This is a genomic window from Candidatus Aeolococcus gillhamiae (assembly GCF_016464765.1).
Classification (GTDB): domain Bacteria; phylum Chloroflexota; class Dormibacteria; order Aeolococcales; family Aeolococcaceae; genus Aeolococcus; species Aeolococcus gillhamiae.
Genome location: NZ_JAEKNS010000067.1, coordinates 15,718 through 30,075, shown reverse-complemented (window position 1 = coordinate 30,075; position 14,358 = coordinate 15,718). Strand labels below are relative to the sequence as shown.

Annotated in this window: 14 protein-coding genes and 2 tRNA genes; 9 read left to right on the top strand and 7 right to left on the bottom strand. The window is 69.7% G+C overall.

Annotated elements, in window-relative coordinates:
- Nucleotides 1-10: 10 nt before the first annotated feature.
- The gene (locus JF886_RS06045; protein ID WP_337310584.1) at nucleotides 11-1,051 is read right to left on the bottom strand and encodes a phospholipase D-like domain-containing protein; all 1,041 of its coding nucleotides are present in this window, start codon (nucleotides 1,049-1,051) and stop codon (nucleotides 11-13) included.
- A 106-nt stretch (nucleotides 1,052-1,157) separates the two neighbouring features.
- On the opposite strand from JF886_RS06045, the gene secG reads away from it, so the two are divergent.
- The 4 genes from secG (at nucleotide 1,158) to JF886_RS06025 (ending at nucleotide 4,299) form a co-directional block, all read left to right on the top strand.
- Complete coding sequence (gene secG / locus JF886_RS06040; RefSeq protein WP_337310582.1) at nucleotides 1,158-1,394, top strand: preprotein translocase subunit SecG; 237 nt, start codon at nucleotides 1,158-1,160, stop codon at nucleotides 1,392-1,394.
- Between the two features lie 32 nt (nucleotides 1,395-1,426).
- A complete protein-coding gene (locus JF886_RS06035) occupies nucleotides 1,427-2,983 on the top strand; it encodes an ABC transporter substrate-binding protein (protein ID WP_337310580.1) in 1,557 nt (518 codons plus the stop codon).
- Between the two features lie 38 nt (nucleotides 2,984-3,021).
- Nucleotides 3,022-3,105 (top strand) — tRNA-Leu (locus JF886_RS06030).
- A gap of 105 nt (nucleotides 3,106-3,210) precedes the next feature.
- The gene (locus JF886_RS06025; RefSeq protein WP_337310578.1) at nucleotides 3,211-4,299 is read left to right on the top strand and encodes a hypothetical protein; all 1,089 of its coding nucleotides are present in this window, start codon (nucleotides 3,211-3,213) and stop codon (nucleotides 4,297-4,299) included.
- Between the two features lie 12 nt (nucleotides 4,300-4,311).
- Here the strand turns inward: JF886_RS06025 and JF886_RS06020 are convergent, their stop codons facing one another.
- The gene (locus JF886_RS06020; RefSeq protein ID WP_337310576.1) at nucleotides 4,312-5,265 is read right to left on the bottom strand and encodes an alpha/beta fold hydrolase; all 954 of its coding nucleotides are present in this window, start codon (nucleotides 5,263-5,265) and stop codon (nucleotides 4,312-4,314) included.
- Nucleotides 5,266-5,339: 74 nt separating this feature from the next.
- Here JF886_RS06020 and JF886_RS06015 point away from each other — a divergent pair, with 74 nt between their 5' ends.
- Genes JF886_RS06015 through JF886_RS06005 form a run of 3 tightly spaced genes read left to right on the top strand, consistent with a single transcriptional unit; the run spans nucleotide 5,340 to nucleotide 7,894 of the window.
- Nucleotides 5,340-6,074, top strand: a complete 735-nt coding sequence (locus JF886_RS06015) for an AzlC family ABC transporter permease (RefSeq protein WP_337310574.1) — start codon at nucleotides 5,340-5,342, stop codon at nucleotides 6,072-6,074.
- Entirely contained in the window at nucleotides 6,067-6,375 is a 309-nt protein-coding gene (locus tag JF886_RS06010) for an AzlD domain-containing protein (protein ID WP_502711401.1), read from the top strand. The genes JF886_RS06015 and JF886_RS06010 overlap by 8 nt, the downstream gene beginning before the upstream one ends.
- Nucleotides 6,376-6,433: 58 nt before the next feature.
- Complete coding sequence (locus JF886_RS06005; RefSeq protein ID WP_337310572.1) at nucleotides 6,434-7,894, top strand: Nramp family divalent metal transporter; 1,461 nt, start codon at nucleotides 6,434-6,436, stop codon at nucleotides 7,892-7,894.
- Here JF886_RS06005 and JF886_RS06000 read toward each other — a convergent pair.
- From JF886_RS06000 to JF886_RS05990, 3 genes are read right to left on the bottom strand one after another with little or no spacing between them, the layout of a single operon-like run.
- Complete coding sequence (locus JF886_RS06000; RefSeq protein ID WP_337310570.1) at nucleotides 7,844-8,914, bottom strand: 1-acyl-sn-glycerol-3-phosphate acyltransferase; 1,071 nt, start codon at nucleotides 8,912-8,914, stop codon at nucleotides 7,844-7,846. The two genes, JF886_RS06005 and JF886_RS06000, sit on opposite strands and share 51 nt — an antisense overlap.
- The gene (locus JF886_RS05995) at nucleotides 8,911-9,774 is read right to left on the bottom strand and encodes a patatin-like phospholipase family protein (RefSeq protein ID WP_337310568.1); all 864 of its coding nucleotides are present in this window, start codon (nucleotides 9,772-9,774) and stop codon (nucleotides 8,911-8,913) included. The genes JF886_RS06000 and JF886_RS05995 overlap by 4 nt, the downstream gene beginning before the upstream one ends.
- Nucleotides 9,771-10,946, bottom strand: a complete 1,176-nt coding sequence (locus tag JF886_RS05990) for a MarP family serine protease (RefSeq protein WP_337310566.1) — start codon at nucleotides 10,944-10,946, stop codon at nucleotides 9,771-9,773. Before JF886_RS05990 ends, JF886_RS05995 begins: the two co-directional genes overlap by 4 nt.
- Before the next feature lie 59 nt (nucleotides 10,947-11,005).
- Here JF886_RS05990 and JF886_RS05985 point away from each other — a divergent pair.
- A tRNA-Pro gene (locus JF886_RS05985) sits at nucleotides 11,006-11,082 on the top strand.
- Nucleotides 11,083-11,581: 499 nt separating this feature from the next.
- Here the strand turns inward: JF886_RS05985 and JF886_RS05980 are convergent.
- Both JF886_RS05980 and JF886_RS05975 read right to left on the bottom strand, forming a co-directional pair.
- The gene (locus JF886_RS05980) at nucleotides 11,582-12,130 is read right to left on the bottom strand and encodes a hypothetical protein (protein WP_337310564.1); all 549 of its coding nucleotides are present in this window, start codon (nucleotides 12,128-12,130) and stop codon (nucleotides 11,582-11,584) included.
- A 155-nt stretch (nucleotides 12,131-12,285) separates the two neighbouring features.
- Entirely contained in the window at nucleotides 12,286-13,431 is a 1,146-nt protein-coding gene (locus JF886_RS05975) for an acyl-CoA desaturase (protein WP_337310562.1), read from the bottom strand.
- 156 nt (nucleotides 13,432-13,587) lie between these two features.
- Between JF886_RS05975 and JF886_RS05970 the strand changes: the two genes are divergently transcribed.
- Nucleotides 13,588-14,358 (top strand): ABC transporter ATP-binding protein, encoded by a 771-nt coding sequence (locus tag JF886_RS05970; RefSeq protein WP_337310560.1) that lies wholly within the window; start codon nucleotides 13,588-13,590, stop codon nucleotides 14,356-14,358.

Below are 14,358 nucleotides of genomic sequence, written 5' to 3'. Positions count from 1 at the left end.
CGCTGCCGGCTCAGCCGCTGGCTGTCCAGTCACTGTCGAACTGCTCCGTGAACGACGACGCCAGCCGCGGGTTCGCAGGGATGGTCACGTCGAGCTCGTGGTTGTGCTCGAAACCGCTGACCGTCCAGTTGGCGCTTCCCATCACGACTGTCGAGCCGTCGACGATCGCGGCCTTGGCGTGGAGCTTCTCGCCAGCGCTGCGGTAGAGGCGGACGGCCACGCCGTGCGCGCGCAACGACGCGGCGGATGGGTCGCTCGCCCTCTGCGCCGGGTCGAGCAGCACGCGCACCGCGACTCCGCGTGCCAGCGCGCCTTCCATGGCAGCCACCACCTGCGCGTCGGTCAGCGTGTACATGGCCACGTCGAGACTGCGCCGCGCGCCGTCGATGGCTCCGAGCACCATGGGCAGGATCTCGGCGCCGGGCAGGGTCGCGCCGACCACCACAGCGGGGTCGAGTAGGGCCTCCGGTACCACCGCGGGGCGCCCGCACGTCACCAGGTCGCGGACGAAAACGCGACCCAGGTTGGCAACAGCGGGCCCGCGAACCTCAACGTCGAAATCGTGGTTGGCGGCCGATCGCGCGCCCCAGTTGATGCCTCCCACGGCGGCGACGACGCCGTCGACGACGAGGAGCTTGACGTGGTCGATCATCCGCGCGCGGACCGGATAGTCGACGACGTCGACGCCGGACGCGCGCAGCGTCTGGGCTGTCGCCACGGTCGCCAGCTCCGACGGGTCGGCGATCATGGTGACCGCGACACCGCGGCCATGCGCAGCGGCCAGCGACGACGCCAGGTCGGCGCGGCCGAACTCGTAGACCTCGACGTCGACGGTGCGGCGCGCCTCGTCGATGAGGCGGCGCAGTTCGGTGAAGGTGGGCTCTCCGCTGCGGAGAACGGTGACCACGTCGGCACCGGAGGCGACGGGTGACGCCGGGGAGAGCAGCCGCGGCGGCGCGACTGAGCCGTCCGGACCGAGGCGAGCCGGCGTTGGCTGTCCACACCCGGCCATCAGGACCGCGCTGAGGGCGATGGAAGCCAGGGCTCGCATTGGCAACAGAGAATACACAAAGCAGTATGAGTCGACGCTGCCCGCGGGGTTCAATCCGCGCCCGGCCCGTATACTCCCGGTCCGTGGCACCAGGAGGTCTCGTTGCGTGAAGGTCGGTTTCGCCGTCGCCCAGGACGTGCTCGGAGTGCTCGTGATGCTTGGCGTGTTGCTCCAGACGCCGAAGGCGACCGGGCTGGGCGGGACGATCGGGGGCGGTGGGGACTCGGGTGGCGGCTATCGCCGCCGTCGCGGGCTGGAGGCAAGCCTGCTGAGGGTGACGATCGTGTTCATCCTCCTGTTCGTCGCGGTGTCCATCGTCCAGACGTACGTCGGCGCCCATTAGCGCGTCCTCACCGCCGCGCCGAGATCGGCGCGGTGCTCATCCTGGTGGTCGTGGCCGCCAGCGTGCTCGGGGTCAGCGCTCTGTCCCATCTCAGGGCGGCCACCCCGGATTACCGCGAGGGCATGGTCAGCGACGAGCGACCGATCTCCCTGAACCCGCTGGTCGGCGCCACCGATCCGTCGGTTCGCGACCTCGGTTCGCTGCTGTATCGACGGCTGCTGCGTCTCGACAACCGCGCGGTCCCGGTGGCCGACCTCGCTACCTCGTACAGCGTCAGCCAAGACGGCCTCACCTATCACCTGCCATTCCGCACCGGTCAGCAGTGGTCTGATGGACGCCGGCTAGCGGTTGCCGACGTCCTCGCCACAGTGTCCTGGGTGCAATCGCCCGGTTTCGGTGACGCGGTCACCGCAGCGCCCTGGCGGGACGTCCACGTCCGCGCTGTGGGCGACGGTGTGAGCTTCGACCTCGCCGGTCCGCGTGCCTCCTTCCCGGCGCAGCTGACCCAGCTGCCCGTCCTGCCGCTGGGTGCGCTCTCGGCCGCCGGGGCGCGCGCCCTGCCCCAGTCGGCGGCGATCCCGATGGCCACCTCCGGTGCCTTCCAGGTGGTGAGCACGACGTCCGCCACCGTGACACTCTTCCCCAATCCACACGCGGCCGCCGCCCCGCACCTCAACCAGGTCGAGATCGACCTGTATGCCAGCTTCGCCGATGCTGCCGCCGCCTTCCGCGCCGGCAGCGTCGACGGCGTGCTGGCCGGCGACCCCCTGCAGCGCGCTGAGCTCGCGGCGGCCGGCGGCACAGTGCACAACATCGAGACGTTCCGATTCGTGGACCTGCTCTTCAACGAGCGGGGGATCCTTGCGGACGCGGCGGTGCGCGGAGCGATCGCCGCGTCGATCGACCGAAGCGCGCTGGTGGCGGGTCCGCTCCGGGGTATGGGGGTCGCCCAGACCGGCGCGGTCTCCCAAGGGATCGCCTGGGCGGCGTCCAAGCAGGCCGCCTCCGCGGCCAACCTGGCCGTCGCGGTCAGCGCGCTGGATGCGGCAGGGTGGACCCCCGGTCTTGACGGGGTCCGCGTCCACGGCGCCACCCGGCTGCACCTCCGGCTCGCCGTCGCCGACGTCATCCCGCTTCCCGACGTGGCCGCCGGCATCACCCTGCAGCTGGCGCGCCTGGGCATCGCCACCGAGGTCGTCACCATGCCCACCATGGCGCTGCGGCAGCTCCTGGTCAGCGCGGGTGGGTACGACATGGCGGTCGCGGACTGGGACAACGGCCCCGACCCCGACGTCAGCTCCTTCTGGCGATCGACCGCGGTGCCACCGACGGGCTTCAACGTCTCGGGAGGCCAGGTCGACCCCTTCCTCGACCAGGCACTGGATCGCCTGACCACGCTCTCGGACACGGCCACACGGGTGACGGCTGCGGCGGCGGTGTCGTCGCAGCTGGCGGACGACCTGCCTGCGGTGTTCCTCGAGACACCGGAGCTGTCGCTGGTGGTGCGACCGGGGATCACCGTGAGCGTTCCACCGGTGGGGGCGGGCGGAGCCAGGTTCAACAACATCGCCAGCTGGCATCGGGGCTGAAACCAGCCGCCTGCTAGGATCGGTGGCCGCCGTCGCTCGCCGGGGTGGTGGAACTGGTAGACACGCAGCGTTCAGGGCGCTGTGCTCGTAAGGGCGTAAGGGTTCGATTCCCTTTCCCGGCACGGCGTTTGGCATGGCGGTGATGACACCGATCCCCAATCGACACGCGCACCCGCCCGTTACCGGACCGTCACAACCGAACATCCCGATCGGGTGATGATGCCTGTATGGGTCATCGCCTGCTGACCGTGCCGTGCGCACTGATCATCGCGGGCTGCGGCAGCAACGCCGTCATCGTGCCGCGCAGCTCAGCATCGCCGGCCGCGCTGCGCTGGACCGCCGACCCGGTCAAGCACACGGCAACGCCAGCGCCGACCGCAACGCCGACCGCAGCACCGCCAACAGCAAGGGTGACGGTGACGCGATCGCCGACACAGCGTCCTCGGTCCGCGCCAGGGCCGATCACGCTGCGCACCGGGTGGGGTCCGACCATCGGAGGGTGCGCGGTGTTCCCGTCCAGCAACGCGTGGAACCAGGACATCTCCACGGCGCCGGTCGACCCCAACTCGACCGCGTACGTGGCCCGCATCGACTCATCCCGTCAGTTCCTGCATCCTGACTTCGGCTCCGACCCGTCGTACGGGATCCCGTACATCGTGGTGCCGGGCAACCAACCGATGGTGCCGATCACATTCACCGCGTACGGCAGCGAGAGCGATCCCGGCCCGTACCCGGTACCACTCAACGCACCCGTGGAAGTCGGCAGCGACGCACACGTGCTCGTCGTCGACTCCGGCAACTGCCACCTCTACGAGATGTACAGCGCGCACCAGCGCGGCAACGGGTGGGACGCAGCGTCGGGAGCGGTGTTCAACCTCGGCAGCAACGCGCTGCGGCCGGACGGGTGGACGTCCGCCGACGCCGCCGGCCTCCCCATCCTGCCTGGCCTCGTCCGGTATGACGAGGTGGCCGCCGGCGTCATCAGCCACGCGTTGCGGTTCACCGTCAACGAGACCCAGAACGGCTTCATCCATCCCGCCACGCACCAGGCCGGGGTTGCCAATGCGACGGACCCGCCGATGGGTGCGCGCTTCCGGCTCAAAGCCTCGTTCGACCTGACGCCGTTCCAGGGTGAGGCGCTGGTGATCCTGACCGCGCTGAAACGGTACGGGATGATCGTCGCCGACAACGGCAGCAGCTGGTTTGTCAGCGGCGCCACCGACTCACGGTGGCTCGACAACGACCTCAACCAGCTCAAGGGCGTCCCGGGCAGCGCCTTCGAGGCCGTCGCCACTGGACCGATCCAGCGGGGCTGAATCCCGCTGAGGTCAGTGGTGCTTGGGCCGGTGCGTGCGCATCACCTCGCGCATGTCCTGGGCTGTGATGCGTGCCGGCTTGGTGGTGGCCAGGAAGTCGAGGATGAGCGCGGCGACGCGCTGCGGCTTCTCCAGCTGCACGAAGTGCCCGGCATCGGCGATGATCTCGAGGCGGCTGCCGGGCATCTCCTCGTGGGCGCTGTGTGCGTGGCTCACCGGGATGACGCGGTCGTTCTCGCCCCAGACCAGCAGGGTGGGCATGCTGCGGGCCAGGTACAGGCGCTCGAGCACCGAGACCCGCTGTCCGCGCTGATCGATGACGGCGCGCACAGTGGCGATGAAGGCGTCACGCGTCGCCGGTTCGGTCAGGCCCGCGTAGCTGCGCCACATCGCCTTCTGCCCGGGGCTTGCCTTCAGCCCGCGACGCCCGAGCCAGCGCGCGGTGCCGAGCATCATGTCACGCGTGATGTTCGACAGGAAGAGCGGCGCGACGACGTCGGCACCGGGCAAACCCAGGCTGCGCAGCAGGAAGGTGACGTCCTGACCGAGGCCGCCGCTGGCGACCAGGACCATGCGCTCGCATCGCTCTGGGTACTGGTAGGCGAACTGCATGGTGATGCCACCGCCGAGCGAGTGGCCGACCAGGGTGGCGTGCTCGATGTCGAGCGAGATCATCAGGTCGCGCATCAGCGTCGCTTGGTTACCCAGCGAGTAGTCACCGCGCGGCTTGGCCGAACGGCCGTGGCCGAGGAGGTCGGGCGCGATCACCCGGTGGCGACGTGCCAGGGCGGGGATGATCACCTCCCAGGCCCAGGCTGCCTCGTCAATCCCGTGGATGAGCAGAAGCGGTGGCCCCTGGCCGGCCTCGAGATAGGCGAGGCGCTGACCGTGCAGGGTGATGAAGTGGCGTCGAGAGGCGGTGCTGACCGGCCGCTCTTCGGTCCGTGCGGCGGCTGTCTCTCTCATGCGCGCTGATGCAACCACAGTTGCAGCCGATGGCGCCACCTGCGAGGCGGGCGGCAACCGCTAGCGTTGCCGCGATGGAGGAGACGGCACCGGCTTCATGGCGAACGGTCCGCAGCGGGGTGCTCCGCAACGCGGCCGGGATCGGCATCGCCACCGGGGCGTACGCGCTCTCCTTCGGCGCGGTGGCCACGGCTGCAGGGCTCTCGGTGTTGCAAACGTGCGTGCTCTCGCTGGCCATGTTCACCGGCGCCTCGCAGTACGCGCTTGTCGGTGTGCTCGGCTCGGGCGGCGGCTCGCTCGCCGCCGTCGCCACAGCCGTTCTCCTGGGCACGCGCAACACCTTCTACGGATTGCGGCTGGCCTCTGTGCTCGGGGTGCGCGGACCGCACAAGCTCCTGGCGGCGCAGTTGGTCATCGACGAGAGCACCGCGATGAGCCTCGGGCACGACAGCGACCGCGCCAACCGCCTCGGTTTCTGGGCCACCGGCGCGGCTGTCTACCTACTCTGGAACCTCGGCACGCTCGTCGGCGCCCTGGGCGCCCACGCGCTGCCCGACCCGCGGGCGGTCGGGCTGGACGCCGCCGCCCCGGCGGCGTTCCTCGCGCTCCTCGCGCCGCGTGTCCGGAATCGATCGGCGCTGGGCGTGGCGGTGCTGGCGGCCGCGATCGCCATGGCCAGCGTCCCCCTCCTCCTGGTGGGCGGCCCCGTGCTGGTGGCGGCGCTGGTAGCGATCGTGACCGGCGCGGTCGCGGCGCGTAGCAGTGAGACGCCGCTGGCCGAGCTCGGCACTGACGGGGAGGATGCCTGAGATGTGGTTCGCGGTGCTGCTCGGCTCGGCCGGCTGCTACGCGCTCAAGCTGGCCGGCCTGTCGGTGCCGCGCGAGCTTCTCGCCAACCGGCGCGTGCGGCGCATCGCCGAACTGCTGCCGATCGCGTTGCTGGCGACGCTGGTGGCCGTTCAGACCCTGACCAGCGGCACGCGGATCAGCGTCGACGCCCGCCTTGCCGGGGTGGTTGCGGCGCTGGCGGCAGTCCTGGTTCGGGCACCCTTCCTGGTGGTCGTGGCTGCGGCGGTGGCGACCACCGCGCTGGTCAGGCTCGTCCACTGATCGAAGTCGGAGTCTCCACGCTCATAAATCATGACATCGTGTGTATCATCGCGAGGGAATGGCCCGCACGAGGACACGTACGGCAGTTCGGGGTGACCAGGAGGCCGCCCGCGCTGACGAGGGTCCGGATCCGATTCGCGCGGTCGTCGGTGCCGCGACGCACCCCGGCGGCGCCCCGGAGGTCATCAAGGACACCGCCGGCGAGTCGGCCACCGGCGGCCCTCCGGCCGGCAGGACGACCCTGGACGACGCGCTGGCGCAGGGGCCGAAGGGCGCCCTTCAGCTCCTCGGCCCGGGGCTGATCACTGGCGCTTCCGACGACGACCCGTCGGGGATCGGCACCTACTCACAGGCCGGCAGCCAGTTCGGTTTCGGCACGCTCTGGCTGGCCCTGTTCACCTTCCCGTTGATGGTCGCGGTGCAGGAGGCGTGCGCGCGCATCGCTCTCCACACTGGCGTCGGGCTCGGCACCTCGCTGCGTCGCAAGTTTCCCACCTGGGTGGTGGGCGTCTGCATCGTGGCCGTCTTCACCGCCAACACCGTGAACGTCGGCGCCGACCTCGGGGCGGTTGGCGCCGCGGGCGGCCTGCTGTCACGCGGACACATTCAGCCCGCATGGCTGGTGGTCCCGGTGGCCCTCCTCATCGGGTTCATGCAGCTGCGCCTCGCGTACGCGACGATCTTTCGCGTCTTCAAGCTGCTCACGCTGGCGCTGTTCGCGTACGTCATCACCGTCTTCGTGGTGCATCCGCCGCTGCTCGAAACCCTGAAAGCAACGTTCGTCCCGCATGTCGAGTTCAACAAGAATTTCATCGGGATCGTGGTCGCCGTCCTCGGCACCACGATCAGCCCCTATCTGTTCTTCTGGCAGGCCTCGAGCGAGGTGGAGGAGATGAAGGCCGCCGGCGCCCACACCGAGAAGGAACGCCGCGGTGTCACCCACAAGGAACTGCATGCCGCCCGCATCGACGTCTTCATCGGGATGCTCTTCTCGCAACTGGTCATGTACTGCATCATTCTCACCTCCGGATCTGTGATCCATGCCTCCGGCAACACCAACATTCAGACCGCGCAGCAGGCCGCCGACGCCCTGCGTCCACTCGCCGGCCCGTTTGCGTTCGTGCTCTTCTCCGCGGGCATGATCGGGACCGGGCTGCTCGCCATCCCGGTTCTGACGGGCAGCGCCGCGTATGCGGTGAAGGAGTTCTTCGGCTTCCGGGGCAGCATGCACGAGAAGCCGTCGCACCGGCCGACCTTCTACCTGCTGATCGTGATCGCGATTATCGGCGGCCTACTGATGAACTTCCTCAACATCGACCCCATCAAGGCGCTGGTGGTGACCGCGATCATCAATGGTGTTGTCGCGCCCCCCATCCTGGTGTTGATCGCCCTTCTCGCGCGCGACCGCTCCGTGATGGGCGACCGGCGCAGTGGACCGTGGAGCAACGGACTGGTCTGGCTGGCCACGTTACTCATGGGCGCGGCTGCCCTCGCGCTGGTCGCCACCCTGTTCCTCTGACGCTCCGCTCGCCTGGTCCGCGGCGACCCATTCGTCGAGGCGCTGCCAGCAGTCGAGCAGCCACCGCTGCTGCGCCTGGTCGCCGTTGGGGATCTCGGCTCGGCCGATGTACCAGAGGTGCACGCGGAAGACCTGGTCGATCGGCGCCCGCCGGAAGAGACCGCCGCCGTCCCCGAGACCGGAGAGGCCGCCATGGGCGACGAGGATCACGTCGGCGTCCTCCGCGGCAGCCAGGGCGGTGAGGGCGCCCCCCGGCTCCGGCGCGATGACGTGGTGCAGCGTCGCCGCGCGTGCGGCCTCGCGGCGGCGGCCGCGTCGAAGGAGTCGCAGCAGCCTCCGCCGGCGCCGCTCCTCGGTGAAGTTGCCGCCCTCGGGGAAGAGCAGCAGGGCGCCGCGCGGTCCCATGCCGTGCGCGAGCTCGCCGATCGACTCCTGCCAGGCGCCGTCACGACGGCGCTGACGCGGTGGCACGAAATAGTTGGGTACCCGGCTCTCGACGAGGTCGATGACCGGGTCGAGCTTGAGGATCTCCTTCATCACGATGCGTGGCTCGCGGCCGTAGCGGTCGAGCAACATGTCGACAAGGTAGAAGGTGTCGCCCGGCCCGGAGTGGCGGCTCAAGACCAGCAGCGGTCCGTCGTTCGCGGCGAGCACGCGGCCGGCAGTGCCGTCGTCGTCGATGTGCACGGTCACGTGCAGCAGTCGCTCGCCCCAGCGCCGAGCGCTGCGCAGGAACCAGCGCATCAGCCGGTAGTGCTGACGCTGCATCGCGGGTGTCCCCACCTGACCCAGTGCGCCGATCCAGAGGACGGTGCAGGCGATGACGCCGGCCACCTCGTGCTGCATCCAGATGATCGTGAAGGCCGCCACGCGCAGAGGTCGCCATCGTCCGGCCACGAAAGGCGACGCCAGTGCTGCGATGACCAGGAGCAGCGGCGACAGCAGGGTGACGACGAGGGTGAGGGCCACGAAGGCCGGGTCACGAAGGAGCCGCCGCACCAGGCGGGGTGGAATCCTCACCCGCCGCGCTCGTGGCGCTCGAGGTATCGCGTGGTGGCAGCGTGGGCGGCATCGATACGTTCGACCACGCGCGAGAAGTCGCGGTAGCGCAGGTTGGCGAGGGTCTCGTAACGCGGAGGTGTGCGGTCGCCGGTGGGCAGGACGTGCACCTCGACGTCCTCGGGGAGCGCCGCCATGTCTGCATGGAAACGGTGCCGTCGCGCGATCTCGAACGCCACCAAACCCACCTCGAACGGGTGGCGCGGTACGGTGAGCCTGCGGTCGATGCGGCCCACGTGGCACACGTAGATCGTCTTCGCCTTGAGCTCGACGGCGCGGCTCACCGGGATGGAGTTGACGATGCCGCCGTCGATGAAGTGCTCGTCACCGATGCGCACCGGCGGCAGGATGCCCGGCGCGGAAGCCGACGCCAGCACGGCGTCGACCAGAGGGCCGCGCACGAACCAGTGCTCCTCGGCACGCTCGATGCTCGCCGCGACACATTCGAAGCGCACCGGCAGGTCCTCGATGCGCTGGATGCGAAGATGCTTCTCCAGAAGCCGGCGCAGTGGCGCGTTGCTGTGCAGGCTGGTGCGCGTTCGCGCCAGAGTGCTCACCCGCCGGATCACCGAGCCAGCGAAGACGCCGCTGGCGGTCACCTCCCGCCAGAGCTGTGCGAGGCCAGCGACACCCTCCGGCTGAGGGTTGCTGGCGAGCGCGGCTCCATTGATGGCCCCGATCGACGTGCCCACGATGACGTCCGGCCGGATCCCGCGCTCGAGAAGCGCGCGCACCATGCCCACCTCGGCGGCGCCGAGCAGGCCGCCCCCGCCGAGCACGAAGGCGGTCCCGTTCCGTGGCGGAGCACGCCGCGGGCTCACGCGTTGGTGCACTGCTGCGTCGACACCTCCTCGGTGTGTCCGAGACCCTTCTGGAGGTCGCCGGCGATCTGGGTAATCGTCAACGCGTAGCCCTCGCTCGGGTCCGTGGTGCTGGCGGCGAACACCAACCCCTGGACTACACCGGCCTTGTCCACCAGCGGTCCCCCGGAGTTGCCCGGGATGATCTGCGCGGCGAGTACCTCGATGTCCCTGCTCACGAGGCTCGAGTTGTAGATGTTGTACCCGCGCGCGGTCTCGGTGCCGCGCACCTCGGCGGACACCACCTTCTCGTTCTGTCCTCCCGGATAGCCGATCGCAGCTCCGGTGACGCCTCGCGCCGGGTCCGTCGAAGCCATCGGCAGCGCTGCCTCGGCGAGGTGCGGCACATGGAGCACGGCGACGTCGGTGTCAGGGTCGAAGAACACGACTGTCGCAGGGTGAGTCGCGCCATCCGTGGTGTCGAGCTCCACGTGCTGCGATCCGGCGACCACGTGCGCGTTGGTGACCACGTCGTCCTTGCCGATGGGCCATGCCGATCCGGCCTCGGCACCGCCGCAGCCGAAGGCGACGACCTTGGACGTCACTGCCCTGGCGGCGCGGATCCCGGGTGTGTCGACCAGTGGCGGAATCGACGCGGGTGGCGGGGCAATCGGCGCGATGGCCGAGAACGGGTTGGGGAAGCTGTTGTTGCGCAGAGAGTTCTCGAGGGTGGCCAGGAACCCCGGCGGTCGCGGGGCGAAGCCGTCGAGTGCCTTCTCGATCGCCGAGCCGCTGATCTGCGTGTCGAGCGCGGTCCAGGGACTCTGCGAGAACGTGAGCCCGAGGTACCAAGAGCCGGCCAGGACACCGAGGGCGGCGAGCACCGCGCCCATCGCGGAATCCCACTGCGCGAAGCGGGTGCGCAGGCTGCGCACCCGCGCTCGAAAGCCGACGGTGGTGCCGATGCCCTGGATGATCAGCACGATCCCCAGGAACAGGCCAGACGTGATCAGCGGCTGGACATTGGGCTGTTTGCTGAACACCGCAGCCAGAGGCGGCGCGGCGGCGGCGCCGACGACGATGCCGACCACCAAACCGATCAGGGAGGGCCCGACCCAGCTGATGCCGCGGCGGTAGCCGGAGAACAGCCCGGACGTCAGCAGGAGCAGGATGACCACGTCGAGGAGATCCACGGGCGCAAGTGTGGCGGCGGCTCCGCCTCCTGCGCTCGCCGCCTATGCTTTAGGAGCGTCGGGGCGTGGCGCAGCCCGGTAGCGCACCTGCTTTGGGAGCAGGGGGTCGCTGGTTCGAATCCAGTCGCCCCGACCATCAGCATGGCGGAGAGCGGAGGCCGGCGAGACGCCGCGCCGTGAGCGCGGCGGCCATGTGCCACGTCGAAGCGGTTGTGGGCCAGCCGGCTGAGGTCTACGGTGAGTGCCCAAGTCGCGCTCGTCAGTCCATCGTCAGGGGCAGCTGATCGCCCGCGAGCCTCCGTGACCGGCGACGTCTGTCGAGGCCAGCTGGGCTGGCGAGGCGCCCCCTCCGAAGCGGATCGGGCTCAATCGCGTGGCGTTCGACAATCGCCGACGGCGATCGCTTGGCCGCGAGCGGCGAGCAGTCGAGATCGTGAGAGGTCATCAGGCTCGGCTCATGGCATGGCATGGCACGGCATGGGACGCGGACAGTCGCGAGCCCACGCCTGACTCGCCGCCGACGGACTCAGGCGACCACCTGTTGGTGCAACCTGTTCCCAGCTCCCGGGCTCCCCGCGGACCCCTTCACTCTGAACGCCGCCGGCCGCGCGGGTGATGACGACACGCTCGAGATGTCAGTAGCTGGTGACCTGGACCTGAACGCGCCACACCATCGAAGCGGCGCCGCACGCTGGAGAGCACCGCGGGTCCATGCTTGCCTCGAGCGTGGCGCTCCCGACGGCGCGCGCCCGGAAGGACCCGCGCCCGACGCGATCGTTCCCCGAGCTGCTGGTGAGCTGCTCGATGATTCGCTGATCGGAGCTGGTCGGTGCCGACCAGCAGAACGGCGCGCTCGTCGGCCCGAGGCGGATGCCGATCGATGCCCCCACCGGCACGACGATCGTTGAGTCACCGTCGGCTGAGGTCAGCTGGAGGGCGGCGGCACGGATCACGCGGGGAGTCGACACGGGCGTCGGCGTTGCCAGCCCGCCGCCGATCTGTGGGGTGGTCGGGTGCCCGATGACGCCGCCAGAGCCGCCGCTGGATTGCGCGGCTGCCGTCGTCGTTGTCGTTATTGAACCGTCGCAGGCCACAGAGGTGACTGTGATCATCTGGGTCGTGGGGCTGCTCGCGGCGCCGCTGGAGCCGCACGCGGCGATGCCGACAAGCGCACAAACAGTCATGGCGACGACGGCCAGTCGCCCCCGCCCACGGTGATCGTCAGCCCGCCGCTCATTGGAGTGCTTGGCCCCTGACGTCTCCAGATGGACCCGGTCCGCTCCACGCTGCAACTCTCGATCGCATCGGCGCCTGGCCGCAGCAGTCATCGTCGGCGGGGTCAGGCGGAGCGGTCGACCTCGGCCACCTGAGCCGGCCGGATGGCGGCGCGGCCGACGCTGCGGAGGTGGCGGTAGACCTGCGCAAACGCCTCCCGCGGCGACGTCTCCCTGTAGAGGATCCCCTGCTCCTGGCAGACCTGTCGCACGATCGGCCCGGCGGCTCTGAGGTTGTGGCGCGGCATCGCTGGGAAGAGGTGATGCTCGATCTGGCAGCCGAGTGGCCCGAAGAAGTAGTCGGTCACTCGCCCCGCGCGGAGGTTTCGCGCGGTGACCACCTGGCGGGGAAGGAAGTCCAGCTGGTCGCCGGGCATGAGGACCGTCATGCCGAAGTGGTTGGGGAGGAACGCCGCACCGAGGTAGAGCCCGAGCAGGAGCTGGTGCACCGCGGCGAAGAGAAGGCCACCCCCAACGCCGAGCACGAACACGAGCGCGGTGACGTACACCGCGTAGTGCACAGCGAACAGCGCCAGTTCGGCGCGCGGGTTGCGCAGCGACCGTGCCTTGATGAAGAGGGCGCTGTAGGCGCGGATCTGCAGGGCACTCAAGGAAAGCAGTGGCGCGATGGTCCTGCCTTGGTTGCGGATCATGAACCGGACGAAACCACGCGACTCGCGGGCCTGGCTGTCGGTGACCGCAACGACTCCGCCTTCGATGTCGGGGTCGACGCCGAGCCGGTTGGGCTGCGCGTGGTGGGTGTTGTGTCGCTCAGCCCACCAGCCGCGGCTGCCGCCGAGACCAAGGTTGAAGAGCAGCACACTGAGGATGTAGTTGGCGCGCGACGTGTGCAGGATCTGGTTGTGCGTGGCGTCGTGCGCGAGAAACCCGATCTGGCCGAACAGCAGCGCGGCGGGGGCCGTCCAGAGCAGCACCCACCAGGTCCCGCGGGTGAACGTGATTCCGACGATGATCGCCGCAAGCAGCAGCGCGTGGCCCGCGCTCGGCACGATCTGCCGGCGCGGCGAGCGCTCAAGAAGGCCGCGCCCGGCGATGACGCGTTTGAGCTCTACGTACGGGTCCGCCGGCTTCATCACCGTCTCGGGTGGTGCGGGCACGATGGTGGGCGTCACCGCCGGTGGCGTCGAGGCGGCGAAAAGTTGGCTCACGGTGCGGGTCGACTCCGAGGCGTTTGCAGAGACGACACGCACGCGGCCCACCTGCAGCCTGATGGCGTGGGCGCGGCGAACGCGACTGTCGCGATCCGCCGACCAGTATCCGCAGTCGCACGCGATCCGTCGGTATGGTGGCGTACCGACCGCAACTTCTTAAGCCGGTCACCGCCGGCCGTTCCCTACCATGCGGGCGTGACCGAGCACCGCGCCGCCCCCCCGACCACAGCGGTCGCGGCATCCAGGCCCGCGGCTCGCGCCCTGCACGCAACAAAGGTGTACGGACGCGAGGACGCCTCAGTGTGCGCGCTCGACGACCTCTCTGCCGACTTTGCCAGCGGCCAGTTCACCGCGATCATGGGGCCGTCCGGATCAGGCAAGTCGACGCTGCTCCACTGCCTCGCCGGCCTGGACAACCTGACCTCCGGCGAGGTGTTCATCGGTGACACCGAGATCGGTTCGCTCAAGGACACCGAGCTGACCCTGCTCCGCCGCCGCCGGATCGGCTTCATCTTCCAGAGCTTCAACCTGGTGCCGACGCTCAACGCGCTCGACAACATCACGCTGCCCCTGGCCATCGCGGGTGCGCAGCCCGACGGCGCGCTGCTCAACGACGTGGTCAGCTCGATCGGCCTGACCGACCGCCTCAAGCACCGCCCCAGCGAGCTCTCCGGCGGTCAGCAGCAGCGCGTCGCGGCAGCCCGCGCGCTGGTGTCCCGACCCGACATCATCTTCGCCGACGAGCCCACCGGTAACCTCGACTCACGGTCGGGAGCGGAGTTGCTCGGGTTCCTGCGCGCCGCGGTGGAGAACTTCGCTCAGACCATCGTGATGGTGACCCACGACCCGCTCGCCGCGGCGCATGCCGACCGGGTGGTGTTCATCGCGGACGGCAAGACGGTGGATGAGATGAGCTCACCGACGGCCGACGGGATCCTCGATGTGATGAAGCACCTCGGCGCCTGA

What these genes read in the sequence shown, in the direction of transcription:
- JF886_RS05980 (WP_337310564.1), bottom strand. Translation starts at nt 12,130, where the DNA reads ATGACTGTTTGTGCGCTTGTCGGCATCGCCGCGTGCGGCTCCAGCGGC.
- JF886_RS06025 (WP_337310578.1), top strand. Translation starts at nt 3,211, where the DNA reads ATGGGTCATCGCCTGCTGACCGTGCCGTGCGCACTGATCATCGCGGGC.
- JF886_RS06020 (WP_337310576.1), bottom strand. Translation starts at nt 5,265, where the DNA reads ATGAGAGAGACAGCCGCCGCACGGACCGAAGAGCGGCCGGTCAGCACC.
- JF886_RS06010 (WP_502711401.1), top strand. Translation starts at nt 6,067, where the DNA reads ATGCCTGAGATGTGGTTCGCGGTGCTGCTCGGCTCGGCCGGCTGCTAC.
- JF886_RS06015 (WP_337310574.1), top strand. Translation starts at nt 5,340, where the DNA reads ATGGAGGAGACGGCACCGGCTTCATGGCGAACGGTCCGCAGCGGGGTG.
- JF886_RS06045 (WP_337310584.1), bottom strand. Translation starts at nt 1,051, where the DNA reads ATGCGAGCCCTGGCTTCCATCGCCCTCAGCGCGGTCCTGATGGCCGGG.
- JF886_RS06005 (WP_337310572.1), top strand. Translation starts at nt 6,434, where the DNA reads ATGGCCCGCACGAGGACACGTACGGCAGTTCGGGGTGACCAGGAGGCC.